At 42.4% G+C, this 20,061-nt stretch carries 17 protein-coding genes, 1 other RNA gene, 1 pseudogene and 1 other annotated feature; of the genes and pseudogenes, 16 read left to right on the forward strand and 3 right to left on the reverse strand.

Annotated features, from left to right (window positions below; genetic code table 11):
* Positions 1 to 5: 5 nt before the first annotated feature.
* Positions 6 to 452, forward strand: coding sequence for a D-aminoacyl-tRNA deacylase (gene dtd, locus MUN89_RS10425; protein WP_244713379.1), 447 nt, complete (start codon positions 6 to 8; stop codon positions 450 to 452).
* Between the two features lie 42 nt (positions 453 to 494).
* Here the strand turns inward: dtd and MUN89_RS10430 are convergent, their stop codons facing one another.
* Complete coding sequence (locus MUN89_RS10430; RefSeq protein WP_244713380.1) at positions 495 to 1,961, reverse strand: N-acetylmuramoyl-L-alanine amidase family protein; 1,467 nt, start codon at positions 1,959 to 1,961, stop codon at positions 495 to 497.
* A 159-nt stretch (positions 1,962 to 2,120) separates the two neighbouring features.
* Positions 2,121 to 2,344 (forward strand) — a binding site (T-box leader).
* A gap of 77 nt (positions 2,345 to 2,421) precedes the next feature.
* On the opposite strand from MUN89_RS10430, the pseudogene hisS reads away from it, so the two are divergent.
* The 3 genes and pseudogenes from hisS to ssrS all read left to right on the forward strand — a co-directional run bounded on the left by hisS (position 2,422) and on the right by ssrS (position 5,741).
* A pseudogene (gene hisS / locus MUN89_RS10435) lies at positions 2,422 to 3,701 on the forward strand (histidine--tRNA ligase).
* A 1-nt stretch (position 3,702) separates the two neighbouring features.
* Positions 3,703 to 5,472 (forward strand): aspartate--tRNA ligase, encoded by a 1,770-nt coding sequence (gene aspS / locus MUN89_RS10440; protein ID WP_244713381.1) that lies wholly within the window; start codon positions 3,703 to 3,705, stop codon positions 5,470 to 5,472.
* 76 nt (positions 5,473 to 5,548) lie between these two features.
* Positions 5,549 to 5,741: non-coding RNA, 6S RNA (ssrS, locus tag MUN89_RS10445), on the forward strand.
* Positions 5,742 to 5,802: 61 nt separating this feature from the next.
* On the opposite strand, the gene MUN89_RS10450 is transcribed toward ssrS, so the two are convergent.
* Both MUN89_RS10450 and MUN89_RS10455 read right to left on the reverse strand, forming a co-directional pair.
* Positions 5,803 to 6,453 carry an RsfA family transcriptional regulator gene (locus MUN89_RS10450; protein ID WP_244713382.1) on the reverse strand — a complete coding sequence of 217 codons (651 nt, stop codon included), beginning with the start codon at positions 6,451 to 6,453 and terminating at the stop codon, positions 5,803 to 5,805.
* Positions 6,454 to 6,539: 86 nt separating this feature from the next.
* Positions 6,540 to 7,817 carry a replication-associated recombination protein A gene (locus MUN89_RS10455; protein WP_244713383.1) on the reverse strand — a complete coding sequence of 426 codons (1,278 nt, stop codon included), beginning with the start codon at positions 7,815 to 7,817 and terminating at the stop codon, positions 6,540 to 6,542.
* A 244-nt stretch (positions 7,818 to 8,061) separates the two neighbouring features.
* Between MUN89_RS10455 and cymR the strand changes: the two genes are divergently transcribed.
* The 12 genes from cymR (at position 8,062) to MUN89_RS10515 (ending at position 19,983) form a co-directional block, all read left to right on the forward strand.
* Positions 8,062 to 8,481, forward strand: a complete 420-nt coding sequence (gene cymR / locus MUN89_RS10460; RefSeq protein ID WP_244713384.1) for a cysteine metabolism transcriptional regulator CymR — start codon at positions 8,062 to 8,064, stop codon at positions 8,479 to 8,481.
* Between the two features lie 18 nt (positions 8,482 to 8,499).
* Positions 8,500 to 9,642: a cysteine desulfurase family protein gene (locus MUN89_RS10465; RefSeq protein WP_244713386.1), complete on the forward strand. Its 1,143-nt coding sequence runs from the start codon at positions 8,500 to 8,502 to the stop codon at positions 9,640 to 9,642.
* An 18-nt stretch (positions 9,643 to 9,660) separates the two neighbouring features.
* A complete protein-coding gene (gene mnmA / locus MUN89_RS10470; protein WP_244713387.1) occupies positions 9,661 to 10,773 on the forward strand; it encodes a tRNA 2-thiouridine(34) synthase MnmA in 1,113 nt (370 codons plus the stop codon).
* 60 nt (positions 10,774 to 10,833) lie between these two features.
* Positions 10,834 to 11,496 (forward strand): tetratricopeptide repeat protein, encoded by a 663-nt coding sequence (locus tag MUN89_RS10475; RefSeq protein ID WP_244713388.1) that lies wholly within the window; start codon positions 10,834 to 10,836, stop codon positions 11,494 to 11,496.
* Positions 11,497 to 11,516: 20 nt separating this feature from the next.
* Positions 11,517 to 13,841, forward strand: a complete 2,325-nt coding sequence (gene recD2 / locus MUN89_RS10480; RefSeq protein ID WP_244713389.1) for an SF1B family DNA helicase RecD2 — start codon at positions 11,517 to 11,519, stop codon at positions 13,839 to 13,841.
* 17 nt (positions 13,842 to 13,858) lie between these two features.
* Positions 13,859 to 14,674: a TIM barrel protein gene (locus MUN89_RS10485; RefSeq protein ID WP_244713390.1), complete on the forward strand. Its 816-nt coding sequence runs from the start codon at positions 13,859 to 13,861 to the stop codon at positions 14,672 to 14,674.
* A 55-nt stretch (positions 14,675 to 14,729) separates the two neighbouring features.
* Positions 14,730 to 14,906 carry a hypothetical protein gene (locus tag MUN89_RS10490; RefSeq protein WP_244713391.1) on the forward strand — a complete coding sequence of 59 codons (177 nt, stop codon included), beginning with the start codon at positions 14,730 to 14,732 and terminating at the stop codon, positions 14,904 to 14,906.
* A 6-nt stretch (positions 14,907 to 14,912) separates the two neighbouring features.
* Positions 14,913 to 15,974, forward strand: coding sequence for an AI-2E family transporter (locus MUN89_RS10495; protein WP_244713392.1), 1,062 nt, complete (start codon positions 14,913 to 14,915; stop codon positions 15,972 to 15,974).
* A gap of 325 nt (positions 15,975 to 16,299) precedes the next feature.
* Complete coding sequence (alaS, locus tag MUN89_RS10500) at positions 16,300 to 18,936, forward strand: alanine--tRNA ligase (RefSeq protein ID WP_244713393.1); 2,637 nt, start codon at positions 16,300 to 16,302, stop codon at positions 18,934 to 18,936.
* A 63-nt stretch (positions 18,937 to 18,999) separates the two neighbouring features.
* A complete protein-coding gene (locus MUN89_RS10505; RefSeq protein ID WP_244713394.1) occupies positions 19,000 to 19,272 on the forward strand; it encodes an IreB family regulatory phosphoprotein in 273 nt (90 codons plus the stop codon).
* The gene (gene ruvX, locus MUN89_RS10510; protein WP_244713395.1) at positions 19,269 to 19,685 is read left to right on the forward strand and encodes a Holliday junction resolvase RuvX; all 417 of its coding nucleotides are present in this window, start codon (positions 19,269 to 19,271) and stop codon (positions 19,683 to 19,685) included. Before MUN89_RS10505 ends, ruvX begins: the two co-directional genes overlap by 4 nt.
* 13 nt (positions 19,686 to 19,698) lie before the next feature.
* A complete protein-coding gene (locus MUN89_RS10515; RefSeq protein WP_244713396.1) occupies positions 19,699 to 19,983 on the forward strand; it encodes a DUF1292 domain-containing protein in 285 nt (94 codons plus the stop codon).
* The last annotated feature ends 78 nt before the right edge of the window (positions 19,984 to 20,061 follow it).

A 20,061-nucleotide genomic window follows, 5' to 3' on the forward strand; every position in this document is an offset into this window, starting at 1 on the left:
TAATTATGAAAGCAGTTATTCAACGTGCATCCGCAGCTTCTGTAAGAATTGAAAAGGGGGTCACCGGTCAAATCGACACGGGTTTGGTAGTTTTAATCGGTGTAACTCATGATGATTCTGAAGATGATGTCAAATATTTAGCAAAAAAAATACCTCATCTTCGAATTTTCGAGGATGAAAATGAAAAAATGAATCGTTCTCTTATTGATGTGCAGGGAAAATTGCTTTCTATTTCTCAATTCACCCTTTATGGAGACTGCCGCAAGGGCCGGAGACCGAACTTTATGCAAGCGGCTAAACCGGAGACTGCAGAAGAGCTTTATCAATTATTCAATCAGTATTTAGAGGATGAAGGGGTGTCTGTAGAAACAGGGGCTTTCGGGGAAATGATGGAAGTTCAGCTGACAAACAGCGGGCCGGTCACCTTGATTCTTGACAGTAAAGAGAAATAAAAAATCCTATGACGTCCACGTCATAGGATTTTTTTTGAAACATTATTCATTAAAATAACGGATCAGGCCATTTGTAATTCCCTGTGATACCTGCTTTTGATACTGAACACCTTTTACGGCAGCTTCTTCACTTGAATTTGAGATAAAGCCCAGTTCCAATAGGAGAGCGGGCTTATTGTTTTCCCGGATGACGTGGAAGTCGCCAAATCGAACGCCTCGATCGTTGAATCCAGTTGTTTGCACCATTTCTTTCTGTAGGTTTTCTGCTAGAGAACGATCTTTATCATGGTAATAATAAGTCCCGATTCCTCTTGCATTAATCCCAGAAGGAACACTGTTAAAATGTAGGCTTAAAAAGACATCAGCCTTAGAAGTTCTGGATTTCAGCGCTCTGATAGATAAGGCGACATATTCATCATTGCTTCTCGTTAAAATAACGTTTGCTCCCGAGCTTTCCAATTGTTGCTTTAATTGAAATGCTGTTTGAAGGGTTATGGATTTCTCATGACTTCCAGAGTAGCCCAAGGCGCCCGTGTCCTTGCCTCCATGTCCCGGGTCAATCATGATTGTTCTGCCGCTTAAGTTTCCATTTGAATGAGGACTGGAAGACGTGGTGCCGCTATGTTCTTCAACAATCCAGCCTGCTACAAAAGCTTCCCCGCTTTTATAGCTGATTTTATACCATTTTCCTTGTTTTTCAATGACATTAAATTGGTCGCCTTTGCCGGCTCTGCCGACAATTTTGTTTTCAGTCGATGGTCCGCTGCGCAGATTCGTGCCATTGTATTGAAGTGTCACATAAGACTTGTTTGAACTGGAGGAGGCGTTTTTGCTAGTAAACCATCCAGCAACCCAGCCGGTTTGGCCATTGTGCAATTTAATTTTATACCATCCTTGCTGCTCACTTATGTAATCATAGTTTTCATTCTTATAGACCTGATCAACAATCGATGAATCTGTCGAACTTTTGCTTCGGACATTTAAGATCGAAGTGGTTATGGTCAGCGAACCGAGCGTTTTATTACTTTCTTCTTCTCCATTAGAGGAAGAACCGCCGGAGTCTGTCAAATAATCACGATGAACCCATCCGCTCGTTCCTGAATGATTCACTTTAATCCACTTTCCCTGCTGGTCCTTTTGGACGGCTTCATCGCCTTTCATTAAATAACCAAGGACTTTGCTGTCCAAACCTGGTTGAGCGCGGATTCTTAAATAGTCAACTTTGGAAGAAAAAGATTTTTCCGATCTCTTCACTGAAACGTGCCATTTAGCAACCCAGCCGGTTTGATGGTTCCACTTAATTTTAACCCATTTTCCTTGTTCTTTTACTACCGTATAGGACTCATTACTATTAACCATGCCTAGGCTTTTATAATCAGTCCCTGGACCATTTCTTACATGCAAATGGTCGACGCTTACTACTGCTTTATCAGCATAAGCTGGATTAGAAATCATAGTTGTAAGCCCTAAAATAATGATAAACAGGGCTGCGATTCCTTTTTTTGCCATGCATACACCTCCTGAATTTCTCTTATTCTATGACTATTCGACAAATGAATTGTAAAACCTTCCAAAGGTAAAATAAATAATTCTTTGTAATTAATTTTAAAAGTGCTTGACATAGGAACATCTCAACCTATATGATAGTAATCAATTCTAACTGAATCGTTAAAACCAGTGAGGAAAAGAGTAGCCTGAATCCCGCATTTACAGAGAAGAAATGCCTTTGGCTGGAAGCATTTCAATGATGATGGTCAGGTGAAAGACATTTCTTAGGTTTCACACCGAACACTAAAGTAGGTGTGGACGTAAACAAGGCGTTAACTGTTTAAAGCGGAAGCTGTTACAGGCTTCAATCAGGGTGGCAACGCGGGTATAACCCCGTCCCTTTTCTAGAAATAGGAAAAGGGACGGGATTTTTTTATTTTCCCAGTGTTTCCCCGTCCCTTAATTTAAAGGAGGAAATGCAATGAGTATGAATGCTCCTAGAGGAACTCAGGATATACTGCCTGGAAATTCTGAGCAATGGCAATATGTAGAAAGCACGTTAATGGACCTTTGCCGGCGTTATCATTATCAAGAAATCCGTACGCCGATATTCGAACATACGGAGTTGTTTCAGCGAGGCGTTGGGGCAGCACCGATATTGTACAGAAGGAAATGTACACCTTCGATGACCGGGGAGGAAGAAGCATTACTTTGAGGCCGGAGGGCACCGCTTCTGTTGTGCGGTCATTTGTCCAAAATAAAGGGTACGGCCTTCCTAACCAGCCTGTAAAATATTTTTATATCGGACCAATGTTTAGATATGAAAGACCCCAGCAGGGCCGGTTAAGACAATTTGTGCAATTTGGCATCGAAGCCTTAGGAAGTGACGACCCTGCGATTGATGCTGAAGTTTTGGCACTGGCGATGAGATCCTATGAAGAATTAGGGCTGAAATCTTTAAAACTGGTCGTAAACAGCTTAGGCGATGCAGAAAGCCGTGAAGCACACCGCAAAGCCTTAGTCGAGCATTTTCTTCCTCATAAAGAAGAGCTATGCGCTGACTGTCAAGTACGTCTGGAACAAAATCCATTACGCGTCCTTGATTGTAAAAAAGACCGTGACCATCCGGCCATGGAATCTGCTCCATCTATTCTAGACTATCTAAATGATTATTCCACCTCCTATTTTGAACAGGTAAAAGAATATCTAGACGCTATGGAAATTGAATATGTGATCGATCCCAACCTTGTCCGCGGGCTGGATTATTATAACCACACTGCATTTGAAATCATGAGTGATGCTGAGGGGTTTGGTGCTATTACGACTTTAAGTGGCGGGGGACGATATACAGGCTTAGTCCAGGAAATAGGCGGACCAGAAACATCAGGAATTGGATTTGCCATGAGCATTGAACGACTTCTAATGGCTCTGGAAGCTGAAGGTATCGAACTGCCAGTTAATGAAGGACTGGATTGTTACATCGCTGCTCTTGGAGATGAAGCAGAAAGAAAAGCTGTCCAGTTGATGTATCAGTTGAGAAATGAAGGTGTCCAGGTAGATAAAGACTATCTGAAAAGAAAGATGAAAGCTCAATTTAAATCAGCGGACCGGCTGAAAGCAAATTACGTTCTCGTGCTTGGAGAAAGAGAAGTAGAAGCGCAGGTAGCGACTGTAAAGGATATGCGGACAGGAGAACAAAAAGAAATAGCTTTATCGGAAACTGTAGAGTATGTAAAACAGCAGTTAGCGGGAGGTAAATAACATGGAACGAGTAGCTTGTGGATCCTTAAGTGAAGAGCAATTGGAACAGGAAGTCTTACTTAAGGGCTGGGTGCAGAAACGCCGTGATCTCGGAGGATTAATTTTCATTGACCTAAGGGATCGTTCTGGAGTTGTTCAAGTCGTTTTTAATCCGGAAGTTTCAAAGGATGCTTTACATGTAGCAGAGAATGTCCGCACAGAGTATGTGCTTGAGGTAAAGGGCAGGATAGTAGGGCGTGATCCGAACACCATCAATCCAAATATGGCGACAGGAGCAGTAGAAGTTCTCGCTTCTAAAACTGAGATCATAAGCAAGTCCAAAACCCCGCCGTTTATGATAGAAGACCAAACAGAAGTTTCGGAAGATTTACGTTTAAAGTATCGTTACCTGGATTTGCGTAGAAAAGAAATGCAGGAAACATTTATATTGCGTCACCAGGCTACACAATCGATTCGTAATTTTCTAAACGAAGAAGGTTACCTTGAAATGGAGACGCCGATGTTAACGAAAAGCACGCCCGAAGGTGCACGTGATTATCTTGTACCAAGCCGGGTTCATGAAGGAGAATTTTATGCGCTGCCGCAGTCTCCTCAGCTTTTCAAACAGATGTTAATGATGTCCGGATTTGAAAAGTATTATCAAATCGCGCGATGTTTCAGAGATGAAGATTTACGCGCTGACCGTCAGCCTGAATTTACCCAGGTGGATATCGAGACTTCCTTTATGTCTAAAGAGGAAATTATGGCGATGACGGAACGGATGATGGAAAAAGTAATGAAAGAAGTCAAAGGCATGGACATCACGCTTCCTTTTCCTAGAATATCCTACGAAGAAGCTATGGAACGTTTTGGTTCGGACAAGCCGGACACTCGTTTTGGGCTGGAACTTGTGAATCTTTCATCTGTAGTGAAGAATTCTGGTTTTAAAGTATTCTATTCTGCTATTGAAGCTGGCGGGCAAGTAAGTGCGATCAATGTAAAAGGTCAAGCTGACCAGTTTTCCCGAAAAGATATTGATAAATTAACCGAAGACGTGAAAGTTTATGGTGCAAAAGGATTGGCCTGGCTAAAAGTTAAGGAAGAGGAAATAAATGGTCCGATAGCAAAGTTCTTTAGTGAAGAAGAAGCAGGAGCTATTAAAGAGGCTTTACATGCAGAAGAAGGTGATTTGCTGCTGTTTGTCGCTGATGAGACTACGATAGTTCAGGACAGCTTAGGCGCACTAAGATCAAAACTGGGGAAACAATTGGAATTAATCGATGAATCCAAATATAATTTCTTATGGGTGACGGACTGGCCGCTTCTGGAATACGATCAAGAGGAAGGCCGTTATTTTGCAGCTCACCACCCATTCACTATGCCTGTAGACTCAGAGCTGGATAAGCTGGCCACCGAACCGGAAAATGTCCATGCCGAAGCCTATGATATTGTATTAAATGGGTATGAACTGGGCGGTGGATCACTCCGTATCCATCAAAAAGAGCTCCAAAACCAAATGTTTGAAGTTCTAGGCTTCAGCCGTGAAGAAGCACAAGAGCAGTTCGGTTTTCTTTTGGAGGCTCTGGAATTCGGAACTCCGCCACATGGGGGTATTGCTCTCGGATTTGACCGCTTTATCATGCTGTTGGCTGGCCGTTCAAATCTGCGTGACACAATTCTGTTTCCGAAAACGGCTTCTGCTCAAGATCCTTTAACACAGGCACCTGGAGCAGTGGATAAGGCCCAGCTGGATGAACTTCATTTGCAGCTGAAACCAAAAAAACAGGACTGAAAACGGAATGTTAACAAAGTATATAGTTCTTGATAAGCTTATGTAAATATGCTATAATTTGGATACAAAAATTGAACCAATCCTGATGTGTTCGTTGTTCGAATGTACGTTTTGACCGAACATTTATGAAACGGGAGCCCGGCGTTTTCGCATGGAATGCAAGCCTCTTAACCATCATTGATGGGAGGACGCAAGAAATGCGAAGCAGGGCACCCACCTGCCTGGAGCGGGTTCAAAACTCATGATGCAACGGCACGATTGGGATTGGTTGTTTTTATTTTTATCTACATAATAAAGTGCGTATGGTATCCGCCATACGCACTTTTATTATTATCTTGCCATATGCTCAAGATTTCCGTTCTTTTCCATTTTGAAATGAGGCTTTGCCGTAAAATCCTGGTCATCAAACATAACCATTTTTCTAGCTCGATCCATGATTTGTATTAAAGCTTGATAGTCTTCGCTCATCGCTTCCAGCTGTCTGTTTAATTTTGCATTCATTTCTTTCAGCTTGGAATTCTCAGTTTCGAGCTCTTGAAGTTTATTTTTCACAGAATCTGTGCCCGCGGAATCTTTCTGCAAGCCTTTGAGATAACGAATGACCTGCGACAATTGCAGTTCAGGCTCTGTATCAGCTTTAACCGGCTGCTTGAAAACAGGGATTTCATCATCCGCTTCTTCGTGGTTTTCTTGATAATGGTAGGTTTGCACTCGGGAAGGCTCGACGGCTGCCTGCATGCTTGCCTCTTTCCGTTTTTTCTCTTTCCTCTGCTTTTTAGCTAATTCTACAGCTTGCTCATATTTTTGCCGAACTTCTGCGTTCCAGCGGAAACCACAAGCTGCCGAGGTTCGATTTAAAATATCTCCGACTTCATCGAAAGCTTTTAATTGAGTGCTGCCTTCTCTAATATGACGCAGCACTGTTTCAGCTAATAATAAATCATCTTCATGAGACCAGGCATCCTGTCTAACTTTTGGCATGTTCACCACTCCTGTAAATCGTATTTTTAGAAAAGTAGTTTGTCAGATTTAATAGTAGTGTGGCCAACATGAAGTTGAAATATACTTTAGCTTTTTTTCTGTTTCATTATTTTTTCATATACTTGTTTCAGGGCTTGTTCAAATTTACCTGTAGATTTAGGTTCATAATACTTTTGGTTTTTAATCGTATCAGGCAGATATTGCTGTTCCACCCAGCTGTTTTCATAATTGTGAGGGTATTTATATTCTATTCCTCTTCCGAGAGATGCTGCTCCTTTATAGCTCGCATCTTTTAAATGGACCGGGACGTCCCCGCTTTTTCCTTTCTGTATATCAGACAGAGCTGCATCGAGTGCTTTATAAGCGCTGTTGGATTTTGGCGATAAAGCTAGTTCGGTTACAGCAACTGCAAGTGGTATTCTAGCCTCAGGAAAACCAAGACGTTCCGCAGCTTCAATGGCAGAAAGGGCTCTCGGGCCAGCTTGAGGGTTTGCAAGACCAATATCTTCATAGGCGATCACGACAAGCCTTCTTCCAATACTGTCTAAGTCTCCCGCTTCAATGAGCCTGCCTAAATAATGAAGGGCTGCATTCACATCACTACCCCGGATGGATTTTTGAAAAGCGGAAAGGACATCATAATGGGCGTCTCCGCCTTTATCGTGAGAAAAGCTCTTTTTCTGCATGCATTCTTCTGCAGTGTCAAGGTCCAGATGGATCACCCCATCCTTTGATGACGGTGTCGAATAAGCTGCGAGTTCAAGACCATTTAATGCTGCGCGTAAATCTCCATTGGCTGCCAGGGAAAAATGGTCAAGTGCTTCTTCGGTGAGCTGAACAGCCATAGAGCCGAGCCCTTTCTCCTCGTCTTTAAGTGCCCGCTCCAACGCAGTTTTGACTTCATTCTCCGTTAATTTGTAAAGCTCAAAAAGGTGACAACGGCTTCGGATTGCTGGGTTAATGGAGTGATAAGGATTACTCGTTGTACAGCCTATCAGCGTTAATGTATTGCTTTCTAAATGAGGGAGAAGGAAATCCTGCTTTGCTTTATCTAAGCGATGAACCTCATCAAGAATGAGAACGAGTTGTCCGTGCATTTTCGCTTCCTCCACGGCAATTTCCATATCTTTTTTCTTATCTGTTACGGCATTAAGCACTTTAAAAGGAAGGTTTAAGTGCTTAGCAAGTGCACTTGCCAGTGAAGTTTTCCCAGTACCTGGCGGGCCGAAAAGGATCATGGAGGCGAGGCGGTTCGCTTTGACCATTCGATTGACAGTCCTGCCCTCTCCAACTAAGTGCTGCTGGCCGATGATTTCTTCTATATTTGCTGGACGCATGCGGAAGGCGAGAGGTTTTTGGCTCATGGACATTAACTCCTTTGTTGATTATGGAATTAAGCGTAGGATGATTTTATTAAAAATGCAAGGGACTTGCCATTCGTGCTATAATAGCGTTTGGTATAATAGAAGTAAACCATTCGAATAAGGGAATTGGTTAATAGGCTGGATTGTTGAATTAGTCCGGTGTTTATCCATTTCTTTTTATTTAGGGAAAAGATAAGCGATATGACAGAATGCTGTAGCATTTTCATAAAAAAGGATGATGGACATGAAAATCTCGACTAAAGGACGTTATGGCTTAACAATCATGATTGAGCTTGCACGAAGATATGGTGACGGGCCAATATCATTAAAACAAATTGCCCGGCACAACGGACTCTCTGAGCATTATTTGGAGCAATTAATCGCTCCCTTGAGAAATGCCAGACTCGTAAAAAGTGTCAGGGGAGCCTACGGGGGGTACATGCTGACGCGCATGCCTCATGAAATTACAGCAGGAGATGTCATCCGTATCCTTGAAGGGCCGATTACTCCTGTTGAAGGAATAGAAGATGAGGAACCTGCAAAGCAGGCTTTATGGATGAGAGTGAGAGATGCGGTGAAGGACGTACTGGATACAACCACTCTTGAAGACTTAAAAGATCATGTGCACGATCAAACTCAGGATGCTTATATGTTTTATATTTAATGAAGAGAGGTGAAACTTATGGATTCTATTTATTTAGATCATGCAGCGACAACTCCTGTTCACTCGAAGGTTGTAAAAGCAATCAGCTCCGTCTATCAGGATGTATTTGGAAATCCATCGAGCGTTCACCAATTTGGAAGAAAAGCGAGACAAATTTTAGATGAGGCAAGAAGAACAGCAGCCAAAAGCGTTCATGCCAAAGATACAGAAATCGTGTTTACCAGTGGAGGAACAGAAGCGGACAATCTGGCTGTAATCGGAACAGCTCTTGGTAATCAGGAAAACGGCAGGCATATAATTACCACATCTATCGAGCATCATGCTACATTACATGCAGCTGAATATTTGGAAACACTCGGGTTTGATGTGACTTATCTCCCAGTAAATGAAGATGGTCTCGTACGTCCGGACGAATTAAAGCAGGCGCTCAGGGAAGATACCATTCTCGTATCAATTATGATGGTAAACAATGAGACGGGTGTGATTCAGCCCATTAAGGAGCTTGCAGAAGCTGTTAAAAATCATCAAGCTTATTTTCATTCAGATATCGTCCAGGCTTTCGGACTGATTGAAATCGATGTAGAAGAGCTGCAGGTGGACTTAGCAGCCGTGTCAGGTCATAAAATTAACGGTCCAAAAGGAATAGGTTTTTTGTATATTCGTGAAGGAACGAAAATCGCCAATCTTCAACATGGTGGAGAGCAGGAACGTAAGCGCAGGGCGGGTACCGAAAATGTCCCTGCGGTTAAAGGAATCGAGCGTGCTATTCAGCTAATGGTTGAAGAACGGGAGCACAACAAAAATAAATACCGTTTATTAAAACAAACATTTCTTGAGACTCTTCAAAACAACGAAGTTGAATTTGAAGTGAATGGAGACGTGGAACATACGGTAGATACGATTGTCAATCTCAGCTTTCCCGGTTTAAACGTTGAACAGCTATTGACGAATTTTGATTTATCGGGGATTGCAGCTTCCAGCGGAAGTGCTTGTACTGCGGGTTCTGTAGAGCCTTCCCACGTGCTGTCTGAAATGTTTGGAAGTGATTCAGACCGTACCACCAGCTCGATACGTTTCAGCTTTGGGACGGCAAATGATAAAGAGAACGTAATCGATGCAGCACACAGAATAAGTAAGATTGTGAAGCGCTTAAAGCGCTAATATAGGAAGGTGAAAGTAATGAAAGATCCAAAAGATACCCGGGTAGTAGTTGGAATGAGCGGCGGAGTTGATTCTTCTGTAGCAGCTTTATTATTGAAGGAACAGGGTTACGATGTTGTCGGGATCTTTATGAAAAACTGGGATGACACAGATGAAAACGGGTTTTGTACAGCGACTGAGGATTACGAAGATGTAATTAGAGTGTGTAATCAGCTGGACATTCCTTATTACGCTGTGAATTTCGAAAAACAATACTGGGATAAAGTATTCACCTACTTTCTCGATGAATATAAAGCCGGCCGAACTCCTAATCCTGATGTCATGTGCAACAAGGAAATTAAGTTTAAAGCATTTCTTGATCATGCCATGGCTCTTGGGGCTGATTATTTGGCTACCGGCCATTACGCTCGTGTCGAGGAGCATAATGGGAGGTTTGAATTACTGCGCGGAGTAGATTCTAATAAAGACCAAACCTACTTCTTAAATCAATTACCTCAGGAAGTGCTGAGTCAAGTGATGTTTCCTATCGGCGGTATAGAAAAGAAACGTGTTCGCCAAATCGCCGAAGAACATGATTTAGCAACTGCTAACAAGAAAGATTCCACGGGCATTTGTTTTATCGGTGAGCGGAACTTCAAGGAATTCTTAAGTGAATACCTGCCAGCACAGCCTGGGAAAATGGAAACGCTGGATGGGGAAGTCAAGGGGTCCCATGACGGATTGATGTATTATACGCTTGGACAGCGTCAAGGTCTCGGAATTGGCGGAGCAGGCGAACCGTGGTTTGTAGTAGGAAAAAATATAGAAGAAAATATTCTTTATGTAGGCCAAGGTTATCATCATAAGGCTCTTTATTCAGATGGGTTAATAGCTTCAGATATAAACTGGACGAGTGGAGAGACTCCACAAACACCATTCAGCTGCTCAGCTAAATTTCGCTATCGTCAAGAGGACAGCAAGGTGGATGTCGAGCCGCTTGCGGATGGTAAACTAAAAGTCAAGTTCCACGAACCTGAACGTGCCGTAACTCCTGGTCAGGCTGTCGTCCTTTATGATGGAGATGTTTGTCTTGGAGGAGCTACCATTGATGAAGTGTTGAAAGCTGATCAAGCGTTAGATTATGTAGGATAAAAAAGGCCATGTCCAAAGAAATATGGACATGGTTTTTTTATTAGAAAGGGGTACTAGAGTATGGATACTTTAGCAAAAGCTATAGAAGAGATGAAACAACAGAACTTTGAAGAAGCAGCGCGCTTATTTACAAAAGCTATTGATGAAAATCCAAACGAACCAGTGGGCTATATTAATTTTGGCAATTTGCTGCTGCATTTACAGGATTATGAGCGTGCTCTTCGTTTTTACAACCGAGCCTTAGAACTGGATGAACAAGCAGGAACAGCTCATTACGGGGCCGGGAATGTGTATTATGAACAAGAGAAATTCACAAAAGCACAAGAGCATTTTTTAAGGGCGATCGAAGCGGGTTTAGATGAAGCTGATGTCCATTTTATGCTTGGAATGACATTTATTCATCAAGATTATCAAAAGCTTGCTCTGCCATATTTGTTACGTGCGGCAGAATTGAATACGGAAGATGCAGATATCCAATTTCAATATGGATTGTGTCTTGCTCAAAATGGCCAGCTTCAAGCAGCTGAACAAGCGATGAAGCATGTGCTACAATTGGAAGAAGAACATAGTGATGCTTTTTATAACCTGGGTGTGATTGCTCTTCATCATGAAGAAGCAGAGCGAGCTCTCCAATATTTTAATAAAGCCGTGTCGATACAGCCTGAACATAGGCTGGCTGCCCATGCCAAAACACAGGTCGAAGCTGCATTAAATCACGAATAATTAGAAGGAGAACGATTTCCATGGAACAACAGTCATTACTATCAGAACTTGAGGAGGAGAAGCCTTACGTTAAAGGGGATCTCAACCGTATGATCTTCCATAATGATGTGGAGCATTTTTCAATAGCTTCCATATTCGTACGAGATACGAATGAGGCCTTTAATGAGAAAAGTCTTGTCATTAAAGGCCACTTTTCTCCCTTACAGGAAGGAGAAACGTATTTGTTCCATGGAACCTTCCAGACTCATCAAAAATTCGGTCTCCAATATGAAGTAAGTTCTTATCAACGTCTTCTTCCCGAAACGCGAGACGGGCTGATTATGTACCTTTCCAGTGAGCTTTTTCAAGGGATCGGCCAAAAAACTGCCGAGAGGATTGTAGATCATTTAGGGGAAAGTGCAATATCTACAATCCTCAAAGACCGGAACGCTCTTGATTCCGTGCCCAAGTTGCCTGAAGCGAAAGCTGACAAGCTCTATCAGGATTTAAAAGAGCATCAGGGGTTTGAACATGTAATGATTCAGCTCTCCCAGTACGGAGTCGGCTTGAAGCTGTCTCAAAAAATTTATGAAGCATTTAAAGACCAGACATTGGGAATCCTTCAAGAGGACCCCTATCAGCTCGTCTTTAAAGTAGAAGGATTTGGGTTTCATAGGGCAGATGAAATAGCTAACATGCAGAAGTTGTCTCACGACCATCCTACAAGAATCCGTGCGGCGTGTTTGTTTATTATGCAGCAAAGCCTGTCCGAAGGTCACGTATACCTTCCAACAGAAGAGTGTTTACTCCAGGTAGAGCGATTATTAAATAATGGAAGCAATCCGGAAATTACGTTTCAACAGCTGTCCGAACAGCTTATTCAGCTTGGGGAAGATAAACATGTTTATGTGGAAGAAGAAAGGGTCTATCTTCCTTCGCTTTACTTTGCTGAAAACGGGGTAGTCAGGCAGCTGGGAAGAATTCTAGGTGGCGAATTGGCAACCGAATATACACAAGCTGAATTGATGAAGATGATTGGAGAAATCGAAGAAGAAGAAGCGATGAGTTATGGCGAGGACCAATTCAATGCGATAGAAAAGGCTCTTCATTCTAAGATGATGATCTTAACAGGCGGACCTGGAACAGGCAAGACAACGGTCATTAAAGGGATAATTCATGCCTTTTCAAAATTAAACCAGCATTCTATACATCCCGAGGATTACGGGCAGGGTGATCCATTCCCTTTTGTATTAGCCGCTCCTACCGGGAGAGCCGCGAAAAGAATTACAGAATCGACAGGTCTTCCGGCAAGTACCATTCACAGGCTGCTAGGGTGGGATGGTCATACCAGCTTCGAAAAAAATCAAAATAACCAGTTAGAAGGAAAATTTTTAATTGTTGATGAATTTTCCATGGTTGACGTATGGCTGGCCAATCAGCTATTCAGAGCTGTGCCTTCGGAAATGCAAATTCTGCTGGTAGGGGATGAAGATCAGCTTCCTTCAGTGGGTCCCGGCCAGGTACTCGCCGATTTACTTGCTTCAAGACAACTTCCAGCTGTAAATCTTACAGAAGTGTATAGACAGAAGGAAGGCTCAAAAATTATACAGCTTGCCCATGAAATTAAGAATGATCAATGTACACTCCAATCCCTGCTTAAAGGTGATGATTTTAATTTTATCCAGGCTGGAGAACAGCAGCTGATTGATTTGGTTATTCAAATTATGAAAAAAGCTTTAGATAAAGGCATAGAATTACGAGAAGTTCAAGTGCTTGCCCCGATGTATCGAACTGATGTAGGTATACATCAACTGAATAAGGAGATCCAGAAAGTTGTGAACCCAAGTAAAAAACAAAAACGTGATCTTACCTTTAAAGACAACACATTTCGTAAAGGGGACAAAGTCATTCAGCTTGTCAACCAGCCTGAAGACGGTGTTTATAATGGAGATATCGGTGAAGTGGCTGCCATTTTTAGAGAAGAAGAAAATATCGATGGAGTAGAGCAGGTTGTAGTGGAGTTTGATAATAAAGAAGTCGTTTATCCAAAAAAGGATGTATCCAATCTTATGCTCGCCTATTGTACTTCAATTCATAAATCGCAGGGAAGTGAATTTTCCATCGTTATCCTGCCGGTAGTTAGAAGCTACAGAAGAATGTTAAGGAAAAACTTACTGTACACGGCCATTACCCGTGCTAAAGACTCCTTGATTTTATGTGGGGATCCTCATGCTTTCCTGGAGGGAATCCAAACGACAGAAACTAATTTGCGTTACACGCAGTTGACAGAGAAACTGCAAAATGAAGAAGTACCGGAAGAAACAGAGGAAGAAGATGAGGAGCTTTCTCCGTATGATTTCATGTAGCGAGGAGGTAGTATGTATTGAAGAATACACTAGCCGTGTCCGGCAGTACCATTATGTCCAATCCGGACCAGTTTGATGAATTATTTGCATATGGGGTAAGCCATATTGAGATTGGAGAATTTCCTGATTTAAATGCGTTTCAAGAATTTTTAGCACTAGCAAAAGCTCACAACGTGACATTTGGGGTTCACTCTCCGCTTATTAGAGGGAATAGCAAATATGACTTGGTGGAATCCGTTTCGATGGACATCGTACAAGCGCGAAAGCACTTCGAAGAGGAGGTCGTATACCTTTCAGAACATGGTGCGGAATACCTTCTCGTTCATTTTCCTTATTTCAAAACTGCAGACCCTTTAGGTCATGAAACGTTGATTAATGAGGGGCTTCAGTATTTGAACAGTCTTCAAATGAAATATGGACTGCCTATCGTATGCGAGCCTAAACTAGGACAGAATCAGTCTCCAGCCGGCATCGAGGACCTGGCAGCTTTTGATATGGAAATCTGGAACCACTATCATTTATCCATTTGCATAGATCTCGGAGATTATCGAATGGCTGCAGGGGATAAATGGAAAGCCTATGTTGAACCGCTTCTTCCGTTTGTGAAAGTCGTTCATTTACATAATGTCAGTTACATAGAGGATGGGTATATATGGATTCCTGTTCATCCTCAGTTTGAAAATAAAAACAGCCATTTCGAAATGGAACCGATGATAGAAATACTTGGAGAAGGAAACCCAAAATATTTTGTTTTGGAACACACCCCTCATTCCAATCCTAGTAAATCTCTCGTTACTGAAGGAGTCGAGTGGGTACGGAAGCTGATCGAATAATGTATGAATCGCTAGATATTCGAACATACTTGATAATAAAAAAGGAGTATGTTCGATGCGATGCCCGAATTGCAACAATAAAAATCTTGGCAAAATTGGTAATGATCATTATTATTGCTGGAATTGCTGCCTGGAACTTTCAATAGAAAATGGCAAAATGAATATTCACCAGATTGAAGAGGATGGCAGCTTAAGTTCTTTAAATGATATTTTTTATCAGCAAGGATCCTAGATTAGTATGGAACACCAAAAAAACCTCTGGACGAAAAGGCTGACCATTTCCTTTATCGTACTGCTGTTTCTTTTACTGCTTGCCTGGCTGTTTCCGTACTATGATCATATCCTGGTCATGATCTGTAAAATATTACTGCCTTTTCTGATTGCCATTGTACTTTCATTATTGCTCCATCCGTTGGTTCGCTTGCTTGAAGATGCAGGGATGAAGCGCAGCTTTGCGATCCTGTTACTGTTTGCTGTGTTTTTCACACTCGCTGGCTTTGGGATTTATCGCGGATACCCGAAGTTAATCGAACAGCTGAAATTGCTGAGCGAGCAGCTCCCGCAATTAATGCAGGCTTATCAAGGGTGGACACAGGAATTTTATGAACAAACGGAGCGTTTTCCTGATGGTATCCATCACCGGCTGGATGGCAGTTTTACAAAGTTTGAAGGCTGGCTGAGCGCCCGGGTTATGTCTGTAGTTACTGGAATGAGCGGAATTTTTGATTTTATTCTGTTGGTAGCGGTCATTCCGGTGATGACCTTCTATTTCTTAAAGGATGATAAAGTTATTTTTCGAGCGTGTATTCAGATTCTGCCAAAGAAATGGCATGATGAAGCACACAGGCTGGGTGGTGAACTAAGTCATTCGCTGGGAGGGTATATACGCGGCCAGCTTTTAATAAGTTTATTTGTGGGAGTTCTTGCTTCCATTGGTTTTTGGCTGGCTGGAGTGCCTTATCCGCTGGTATTAGGCATAGTAGCTGGTATCACAAATATTATTCCTTATTTCGGCCCTTTGCTCGGTGCTGTACCAGCCTCTATCGTTGCTCTGACAGTTTCTGTGAAAACGTTTTTCTTTGCGCTGATCGCTATTACTGTCATCCAGGTATTAGAAGGGAATCTCTTGTCTCCCTATATCATGGGAAAGAGCATTCATATCCACCCTTTATTAATTATATTTGCACTGATAGCAGGTGGGGAGCTTGCCGGGATTCCTGGAATGATCTTAGCTGTTCCCGCGCTGACTTGTTTAAAGGCGATTATTCTTGAAGTTAGACGGGGCCAGCTGGAACATTGACATCGTACTGGCAATTCTCTATAATTACCCATATCATGAACTGTATGAACGATTAAACACGAAGAAGGAAAAAGTAAGCAGGCAGGCTTGTATAGAGAGGGGTTTTCATCAGGCTGAAAGAAACCCTATGAGTTCACCTGTTGAAAGCTGGTCCTGAGTGCGGTTAACCCCCGCCGGAGTGGCGCCACGTTACCGGCGTTATGAGGTGATGGACGTTTACGTCTGTAATCAGGGTGGTACCGCGGATTAAGCTCCCGTCCCTGCCGTTGGCAGGAATGGGGGCTTTTCTACGTTTATATAGCTATTATTTAAGGAGGTTTGGAAAATGAAAGAATTAACGTCTGCGGATGTACGACAAATGTTTTTAGACTTTTTCAAAGAAAAGGGGCACCGTGTAGAGCCGAGTGCATCTCTTGTTCCTCATGAAGATCCTTCATTATTATGGATTAACAGCGGTGTTGCTACATTGAAAAAATACTTTGATGGAAGAGTCATTCCCGATAATCCAAGGCTCGTAAATGTCCAAAAGTCTATTCGGACAAATGATATAGAAAACGTTGGATTTACTGCGAGACACCACACTTTTTTCGAAATGCTCGGCAATTTTTCCATCGGAGATTATTTTAAAAAAGAAGCAATTGAATGGGGCTGGGAGTTTCTAACCAGCAGCAAATGGATTGGATTTGACTCTGAGAAATTGTCTGTCACCGTCCACCCGGAAGACGATGAAGCTTACACACTGTGGAGAGATACGGTTGGTATTCCAGAAGAACGAATTATCCGCCTGGAGGAAAATTTCTGGGATATTGGCGAGGGGCCGAGTGGTCCGAATACCGAAATCTTTTATGACCGCGGAGAAAGCTTCGGGAATGATCCGTCTGATCCTGAACTTTACCCAGGCGGAGAAAACGAGCGTTATTTAGAAATTTGGAACCTCGTTTTTTCACAGTTCAACCATAATCCTGATGATACTTACACTCCGCTTCCGAAAAAAAATATTGATACAGGTATGGGACTTGAAAGGATTGTAAGTGTTATACAGGAAAAAAGAACAAATTTTGAAACAGATTTGTTTATGCCTATTATTAAAGCGACAGAAAGAATGGCAAATGTTCAATATATGGACGATGACAAGAAAGATGTGGCTTTTAAAGTAATTGCAGACCATATGAGAACCGTTACCTTTGCCGTAGGAGATGGAGCTCTTCCATCTAATGAAGGTCGAGGATACGTGCTGCGCCGCCTGCTGAGACGTGCGGTAAGATATGCGAAACAAATCGGTATCGAGGAACCGTTTATGCATAAGCTTGTGCCGGAAGTTTCAAAAATTATGGATGCGTTCTACAGTGAAGTGAGTGAGAAAGAATCCTTTATTCAAAATGTTATTAAAACAGAAGAAGAACGCTTTCACGAGACATTAAATGAAGGACTTGCGATTTTATCGACGATTATGAAGCAGGAAACAGAAAAGGGGAGTAATGTTTTCCCTGGCTCGGAAGTTTTCAGACTGTATGATACTTATGGATTCCCTAAAGAATTAACGGATGAATATGTTTCGGAGGCCGGATTTACAATTGATGAAGAAGGATTTCAGCGGGAAATGGAGAAACAGAGGGAGAGAGCCCGCCAGGCAAGACAGAAAACAGATTCCATGCAGATCCAGGAAGGCGTTCTTGGCGAAGTACATGTAGAGAGCGAATTTATCGGATATGATCAGCTTCAAACTGAGTCAGAAATTGTGGAGCTTATTAAAAATAAAGAAGTTACAGATCAAGCTCAGGAAGGAGAACATGTTTATTTCTTTTTAGACAAGACGCCTTTTTATGCAGAGAGCGGAGGACAAATAGCAGACAAAGGCTTAATCGAAACGGCTCAAGGCACCATAGAAGTGACAAATGTACAAAAAGCACCTAATGGACAGCACATGCATGAAGGAATTGTGCAAAGCGGTGAAATTTTTAAAGGCTCCAAAGCAAAGGCGAAAGTGGATCATGGTTCTCGCTCCTTTATTGTTAAAAACCATACAGCTACGCATTTGCTTCATCAAGCTTTGAAAGACGTTTTAGGTGAGCATGTCAACCAGGCTGGCTCCCTTGTAACGGCGGACCGCCTTCGGTTTGACTTTTCACATTTCGGAGCTGTGAGTGAAGAAGAAATGGAACGGATCGAGCGCATAGTTAATGAAAAAGTTTGGAAGTCCATACCAGTGGTCATTGAATATAACTCGATTGAAGAAGCAAAAAAACGAGGGGCAATGGCTTTATTTGGAGAAAAATATGGGGATGTCGTCCGGGTCGTCGAAGTTGGTGATTACAGTTTAGAACTTTGTGGAGGCTGCCACGTAGTGAATACAGCAGAAATCGGACTTTTGAAAATCACTTCAGAGACAGGAATTGGGGCCGGCACAAGAAGAATAGAAGCTGTAACAGCTAAATCTGCATATACGTATATGAACAACAAAGAAGGACTGCTGAAACAGGCAGGACACCTGTTGAAAACGAGACCGGACCGGGTCCCTGAACGCATAGAAGGCTTGTATAAAGAATTAAAAGATTTGCAGCGCGAAAAAGAATCATTAACAGCAAAGCTTTCCAATCTGGAGGCTTCTTCCATTCTAGATGAAGTAGAAACGGTCAATGGTGTTAAAGTTCTTGCCAAACAAGTCGATGTGAAAGATAAACAGGCCTTAAGAACAATGATTGATGATTTAAAACAGAGCATCGGTTCAGGGATTATCCTGCTAGCTGCCCCATCAGGGGAAAAAGTCCAGCTTATTGCAGGTGTTTCCAAGGATTTAGTAGAAAAGGGTTACCATGCTGGAAATCTGATTAAAGAAGCTGCTACCCGCTGTGGAGGCGGAGGAGGCGGCCGTCCGGACATGGCCCAGGCTGGAGGAAAGGATGCTGCAAAGATACCGGAGGCATTAAATTATGCAAAAGAATACGTCAGCGAAAACTCCTAGTTTTTCCTCAGGCCCAATTAGGTATATAATGAAGTAAAGACTAAGAGATGCGAGGTGACTGTAATGAGCTCAATGGACAAAACAATGAGATTTAACTTCTCAGACGAACCTTTTGAACAAGACGTCCGCTCTGTGCTATTGTCTGTACACAGCGCTCTGCAAGAAAAAGGATACAATCCTATTAACCAGATTGTCGGTTACTTGCTTTCCGGAGATCCTGCTTATATTCCACGTCATCAAGATGCCAGGAATTTAATTCGCAAGCTGGAACGGGACGAATTGATTGAGGAATTAGTGAAATTTTATCTAGAAGAGAATAAAGAGGGCGTTGAATGAAAAAGATAGGCCTGGATGTAGGCGAAAAGACAATCGGCATCGCCATATCTGATGCCCTTGGATGGACTGCCCAAGGGATAAAGACTCTCTATTGGGAAGAACCTGATTATGGTACTGCGGAGCAGCCATTGCGGGAAATTATTCAGGCAAATGAGGTCACGGAAGCTGTAGTTGGTTTTCCTAAGAATATGAACGGCACGATTGGCCCAAGGGGAGAGGCGAGTCAGGATTTCGCTGCATGGCTTGAAAAAGAATTTAACATGCCGGTCCAATTATGGGACGAGCGGCTGACCACAATGGCTGCAGAACGCGTATTAATCGACGCAGATGTCAGCCGTAAAAAAAGAAAGAAAGTCATTGATAAAATGGCGGCTGTCATGATCCTGCAAAGTTATTTAGATGCAAACAAATAAAGGAGGCTTATCAATGGCTTTAGAAAAAGAGGAACGCATTGTTATACCTGATGAAAATGGGGAAGAACATTTATTTGAAGTGCTGTTCACTTTTGATGTAGATCAGACTGGCCAGTCTTACATCGCAGTCGTTCCCGCAGAACAAAAGGAAGGCGATGAAGTAGAAGTGTTTGCTTTTCGTTATGAGGAAAAAGGGAACGAAGAAGACGATCTGGCACTCTTTCAAATTGAATCTGAAGAAGAGTGGGATATGGTGGAAGAAATGCTCAATACATTAACGGATGAGGATTTAGCCTAATTAAATTCCATGGAACAAAAAACCTGCAGCTACAGCTGCAGGTTTTTTTTCTGATCGTCCCGCACACATTGTTAGAGG

The sequence above is a fragment of the Halobacillus salinarum genome, assembly GCF_022919095.1.
GTDB classification, from domain to species: Bacteria; Bacillota; Bacilli; order Bacillales; family Halobacillaceae; genus Halobacillus_B; species Halobacillus_B salinarum.

Bases quoted from the DNA above. Each gene is read 5' to 3' on its own strand.
- dtd (WP_244713379.1), top strand. From the start codon at position 6: ATGAAAGCAGTTATTCAACGTGCATCCGCAGCTTCTGTAAGAATTGAA.
- MUN89_RS10430 (WP_244713380.1), bottom strand. From the start codon at position 1,961: ATGGCAAAAAAAGGAATCGCAGCCCTGTTTATCATTATTTTAGGGCTT.
- aspS (WP_244713381.1), top strand. From the start codon at position 3,703: ATGGAACGAGTAGCTTGTGGATCCTTAAGTGAAGAGCAATTGGAACAG.
- MUN89_RS10450 (WP_244713382.1), bottom strand. From the start codon at position 6,453: ATGCCAAAAGTTAGACAGGATGCCTGGTCTCATGAAGATGATTTATTA.
- MUN89_RS10455 (WP_244713383.1), bottom strand. From the start codon at position 7,817: ATGAGCCAAAAACCTCTCGCCTTCCGCATGCGTCCAGCAAATATAGAA.
- cymR (WP_244713384.1), top strand. From the start codon at position 8,062: ATGAAAATCTCGACTAAAGGACGTTATGGCTTAACAATCATGATTGAG.
- MUN89_RS10465 (WP_244713386.1), top strand. From the start codon at position 8,500: ATGGATTCTATTTATTTAGATCATGCAGCGACAACTCCTGTTCACTCG.
- mnmA (WP_244713387.1), top strand. From the start codon at position 9,661: ATGAAAGATCCAAAAGATACCCGGGTAGTAGTTGGAATGAGCGGCGGA.
- MUN89_RS10475 (WP_244713388.1), top strand. From the start codon at position 10,834: ATGGATACTTTAGCAAAAGCTATAGAAGAGATGAAACAACAGAACTTT.
- recD2 (WP_244713389.1), top strand. From the start codon at position 11,517: ATGGAACAACAGTCATTACTATCAGAACTTGAGGAGGAGAAGCCTTAC.
- MUN89_RS10490 (WP_244713391.1), top strand. From the start codon at position 14,730: ATGCGATGCCCGAATTGCAACAATAAAAATCTTGGCAAAATTGGTAAT.
- MUN89_RS10495 (WP_244713392.1), top strand. From the start codon at position 14,913: ATGGAACACCAAAAAAACCTCTGGACGAAAAGGCTGACCATTTCCTTT.
- alaS (WP_244713393.1), top strand. From the start codon at position 16,300: ATGAAAGAATTAACGTCTGCGGATGTACGACAAATGTTTTTAGACTTT.
- MUN89_RS10505 (WP_244713394.1), top strand. From the start codon at position 19,000: ATGAGCTCAATGGACAAAACAATGAGATTTAACTTCTCAGACGAACCT.
- ruvX (WP_244713395.1), top strand. From the start codon at position 19,269: ATGAAAAAGATAGGCCTGGATGTAGGCGAAAAGACAATCGGCATCGCC.
- MUN89_RS10515 (WP_244713396.1), top strand. From the start codon at position 19,699: ATGGCTTTAGAAAAAGAGGAACGCATTGTTATACCTGATGAAAATGGG.